Below are 4,317 nucleotides of genomic sequence, written 5' to 3'. Positions count from 1 at the left end.
CCAGCCCCGCACCAAACTGGCCACTCGACCCAGCAGCCCCCTCGAGTGGCCACTTCCGCACAGCCAGCCCCGCACCAAACTGGCCACTCGACCACGGAGAGGGGCCGAGGCTGCGGGTCAGGAGACCGGTGGGGCGGCGAGCCCGTCGAGCAGGTGGGTCACGTCGCGGCTCTCCTCGAGCAGGCGGCCGACCTGGGCGCGGGTGCCGCGCTCGGGCTCGAGGATGGGCACCCGCTGCAGGCTGGTCCGGCCGGGCACCTCGAAGACGACCGAGTCCCAGCTCGCGGAGACGACCGCCGGGCCGAACCGGCTCACGCACGTGCCGCGGAACCAGGCCCGGGTGTCCTCCGGCGGCGTTCGTTGGGCCGCGCGGACCCGCTCGGGAGGGACGAGGTCGCGCAGGCGGCCGCGGTCGCGTAGCCGGTGCACGAGCCCCTTCTCCGGGCGCACGTCCGCCCACTGGATGTCGATGGCGGCGAGCCGGTGGTCGTCCCACGCGAGCCCGTCACGCGAGCGGTAGCCCTCGAGCAGCTGGAGCTTGGCCACCCAGTCGACGTCGGACGCGCAGGAGAACACGTCCCTGCCGAGTCGGGTGAGGACGTCCTCCCACAGCGTCATGACCTCCTCGGTGGCCTGCGGGACCGGGTCGTCGGAGCGGGAGTCCAACCACGCGCGCGCCGCGTCGTGGTACATCCACTGCACGTCCAGGGCCGTCATGCGCCGCCCGTCGACGAGCTCGACCGTGGTGCGCAGGGTCGGGTCGTGCGAGACCGCGTGCAGCGCCGACACCGGCCGCCGGATCGACCAGTCGTCGTGCAGGTGGCCCGTCTCGATCATGCCGAGGACGAGCGAGGTGGTGCCGAGCTTGAGCACCGAGGCGACGTCGAGCTGGTTGGCGTCGCCGATGATGACGTGCAGCCGGCGGTACTGGTCCGCCACGGCGTGCGGCTCGTCGCGGGTGTTGATGATCGGCCGCTTGAGCGTGGTCTCGAGCCCCACCTCGGTCTCGAAGAAGTCGGCGCGCTGGGAGATCTGGTAGCCCGGGGTGCGCGAGTCGACCCCGATCCCGACCCGACCGGCGCCGCAGACGACCTGGCGGGTGACGAAGAACGGCGTCAGGTGCACGACGATGTCGGGAAAGGGCGTCCGCCGGGGCATGAGGTAGTTCTCGTGCGTGCCATAGGACTGGCCCTTGCCGTCGGTGTTGTTCTTGTAGAGGTTGACCGGGGCCTGCCCGGGGCGGCTCGCGAGCAGGCGGACGGACTCGAGGGCGATGGCGTCGCCGGCCCGGTCCCAGACGAGGACGTCGCGGGGCACCGTGCACTCCGGGGAGCTGTACTCGGGATGGGCGTGGTCGACGTAGTAGCGGGCGCCGTTGGGCAGCACGACGTTGGCGAGGCTCGGGTCCTCGATGTCGGTGAGCTGGCTGGCGTCCGCCTCCGACCGGTCGAGGTGCCAGCCGCGGGCGTCCTGCAGCGGGTCCTCGAAGGCGTAGTCCCAGCTGGCTTGGTTGGAGCGGATGCCGTGCGCCGCGGCATACACGCTGACCACCTGGCCGGAGAGGAACATCGGGTTGGCGACGGGGTCACCGGGCACGGAGATGCCGTATTCCGTCTCGACCCCCATGATCCGACGCACCGTCATGCACACGACCCTAACGGCCGCGGGCCGGGCCCCCCGGGAGTGCCTGCCGCTGCTGGCACACTGTGCGCGTGCCCCGCTCCTCGATGCCCCTGCGAACCCGCCTGCTCGTCGCCCTCATGCGCCGGGAACGGCGGGCGATCAGTGCCCTGGCGCCGGAGGAGATCGAGACGGTGCGCCACTGGGTGGCCGCGGCACGGGCCCCCTACACGTGGGTGACCGGCCCGCTCTACTCCGACGTCGAGGTGGGTGAGACCTCTTTTGCGGCCCGCGACGGCGCGTCGGTGCCGGTGCGGGTCTACCGGCCGGGTCTGCCGGGGGCAAGCGCCTCCGTTCCGCGCCCCTCGCACCTGCCCTGCGTCGTCTTCTTCCACGGGGGCGGCTGGGTGCTCGGCCAGCCACGCGCGTACGACCCCCTCTGCACGTACCTCGCCCACGAGGCCGGCGTCGTCGTCGTCAGCGTCGACTACCGGCTCGCGCCCGAGCACCGGGCGCCCCAGGCGGTGCTCGACGCCGTCGACGCGGTCCGCTGGGTCACCGAGGAGGCCGACCGCCTCGGGGTCGTGGCCGACGGCCTGGGCGTGGCCGGCGACTCCGCCGGCGGCAACCTCGCCGCGGTCGCAAGCCGCGTGCTCCGCGACGAGGGCGGCGCCAGGGTCGGCCACCAGGCGCTGCTCTACCCCGGCACGGACGCCACGATGAGCTCCGAATCCGTGCGCGAGCACGCCCACGCCCCCGTCCTCACCCGTGCGGACATGGAGGCGTTCCTCGCCCACTACCGCGGTGACGGGCCGGACGCGCTCGCCCTGACCGACCCGCTCCTGTCGCCGCTGCACGCGCTCGACCTGAGCGGCCTGCCGCCCGCCTTGGTGCAGACCGCGGACCTCGACCCCTTGCGCGACGAGGGCCTGGCGTATGCCGCCCGGCTGCGGGAGGCTGGCGTGCCGGTCCAGGTCACCAACTATCCCGGGGCGCCGCACGGCTTCGCCAGCTTCCCCGGCGCAACGAGGGTGGGGCGGGCGAGCCGCCGCGAGCTCGCCGAGTGGGTGGCCCGGCACGCGGGGTCAGGAGTGGTCGACTAGGCTGCATGCGGGCGGGGACACCGAGAGGAACTGGGCCGTGAACGATGTGGTCGTCTTCAGCGGGTCGGCGCACCTGACACTGGCGAACCGGATCTGTGGGCACCTCGGGGTGGGCCTGTCCCCCACGCACATCCGACGGTTCAGCAACGACTGCCTGCAGGCGCAGCTGCTCGCGAACTGCCGCCAGCGCGACGTCTACCTCATCCAGCCGCTCGTCCCCCCGACGCAGGAGCACCTCATGGAGCTGCTCCTCATGATCGATGCCGCCCGGGGCGCGTCGGCCGCGCAGATCACCGCGGTGATGCCGCACTACGCCTATGCCCGCTCGGACAAGAAGGACGCGCCGCGCATCTCGCTCGGCGGTCGTCTCGTTGCCGACATGATCACGACCGCCGGGGCCTCCCGGGTGCTCACGATGGCGCTGCACGCACCGCAGGTCCACGGCTTCTTCTCCACACCGGTCGACCATCTCACCGCCATCGGTGTGCTCGCCGACCACTTCCGCGGCACGGACCTCGACAACTCCATCGTCGTCAGCCCCGACCTGGGCAACGCCAAGGTCGCGACCCAGTTCGCCCGGTTGCTGGGGCTGCCCGTCGCGGCCGGCTCCAAGCAGCGCCTGGCGGACGACCGGGTCCTCATCGACGCCATCGTCGGTGACGTGTCCGGCAAGCGGGCGATCATCCTCGACGACGAGATCGCCACGGGCGGCTCGATGGTCGAGCTGCTCGACCGCCTCGAGGACGCCGGCGCCACCGAGGCCGCCCTCGTGTGCACCCACGGCCTCTTCGCCGGCAAGGCGGTCCAGCGCCTGCGGCGCCACCCCTTCGTCACGGAGGTGGTCACGACCGACACGGTGCCGCCGCCCGAGGACTGGCCGGAGCTGCAGGTGCGCTCGGTGTCCCAGCTCTTCGCCGAGGCGATCAGCCGGATCCACCACGGGCGCTCGATCTCGTCGCTCTTCGAGGGCGTGGACCCGACGCACGCGCCGCCGCAGGCGACGCTGCCCTTCGAGACGGCACGGCATTGACCGTTGCCCTGAGGTGGCTGCGCCGGCCGCCCGTCGCCTTCGCCGTCGACGCCGTGCTCGTCACCGCATTCGCCGCCGCCGGCCGGGCCAGTCATGCGGAAAGCTCCGCCGTCGCAGGCGCGCTCGGCACGGCGTGGCCCTTCCTCGTCGGCACCATCGTGGGCTGGGCACTCGTGCGGCTCCGCGCCAAGGACTGGCCGCTCGGCGTGGGGCCCGGCATCACGGTGTGGTTCGCGACCCTCGTCCTCGGCATGCTGCTGCGTCGGGTGACGGGTGGCGGCACTGCTGCCACGTTTGTCGTCGTCGCGGGCGTCGTGCTCGCGCTGCTCCTGGTCGGCTGGCGCGCCGTGGTCGCCCTGCCCGGCTCACCGGCCCGGCGAGTCCCGTTTGAATAAGGGACTGTCAGTTTTCAACACGCGCATTTTCGGGGTGGATCGTGTAGTTCCACTCCCCGTGGAAGTCGTGGCGCTGCAGGATGTGCTTGGTCTCGAGGTCGCGCATCGTTTGGTCGGGGATCTTCACGCCGACCGGGTAGGTGTTCGTGTCGAGTTCGGCGCGCACCGA

5 protein-coding genes are annotated in these 4,317 nt (G+C 72.3%); 3 read left to right on the top strand and 2 right to left on the bottom strand.

Translation table 11 applies throughout. The features are described 5' to 3' along the window. Positions 1–117 precede the first annotated feature (117 nt). A complete protein-coding gene (dop, locus tag VFJ94_RS07540; protein WP_325003586.1) occupies positions 118–1,644 on the bottom strand; it encodes a depupylase/deamidase Dop in 1,527 nt (508 codons plus the stop codon). Positions 1,645–1,712: 68 nt separating this feature from the next. On the opposite strand from dop, the gene VFJ94_RS07535 reads away from it, so the two are divergent. From VFJ94_RS07535 to VFJ94_RS07525, 3 genes are read left to right on the top strand one after another with little or no spacing between them, the layout of a single operon-like run. Further along, on the top strand, positions 1,713–2,723 hold the full coding sequence (locus VFJ94_RS07535; RefSeq protein WP_325003585.1) for an alpha/beta hydrolase: 1,011 nt from the start codon (positions 1,713–1,715) through the stop codon (positions 2,721–2,723). Between the two features lie 37 nt (positions 2,724–2,760). Further along, on the top strand, positions 2,761–3,753 hold the full coding sequence (locus tag VFJ94_RS07530; RefSeq protein WP_325003584.1) for a ribose-phosphate pyrophosphokinase: 993 nt from the start codon (positions 2,761–2,763) through the stop codon (positions 3,751–3,753). Beyond that, complete coding sequence (locus VFJ94_RS07525) at positions 3,750–4,148, top strand: DUF3054 domain-containing protein (protein ID WP_325003583.1); 399 nt, start codon at positions 3,750–3,752, stop codon at positions 4,146–4,148. Before VFJ94_RS07530 ends, VFJ94_RS07525 begins: the two co-directional genes overlap by 4 nt. 7 nt (positions 4,149–4,155) lie before the next feature. Here the strand turns inward: VFJ94_RS07525 and VFJ94_RS07520 are convergent. Beyond that, on the bottom strand, positions 4,156–4,317 hold a 162-nt coding region (locus tag VFJ94_RS07520; RefSeq protein WP_414654582.1), incomplete at its 5' end, for an ISAzo13-like element transposase-related protein.

This window comes from Intrasporangium sp. (assembly GCF_035688975.1).
GTDB lineage: Bacteria > Actinomycetota > Actinomycetes > Actinomycetales > Dermatophilaceae > CALMNV01.
Note: the sequence above shows the minus strand (reverse complement) of the source record. Positions and strands in the feature narration are given on the sequence as shown.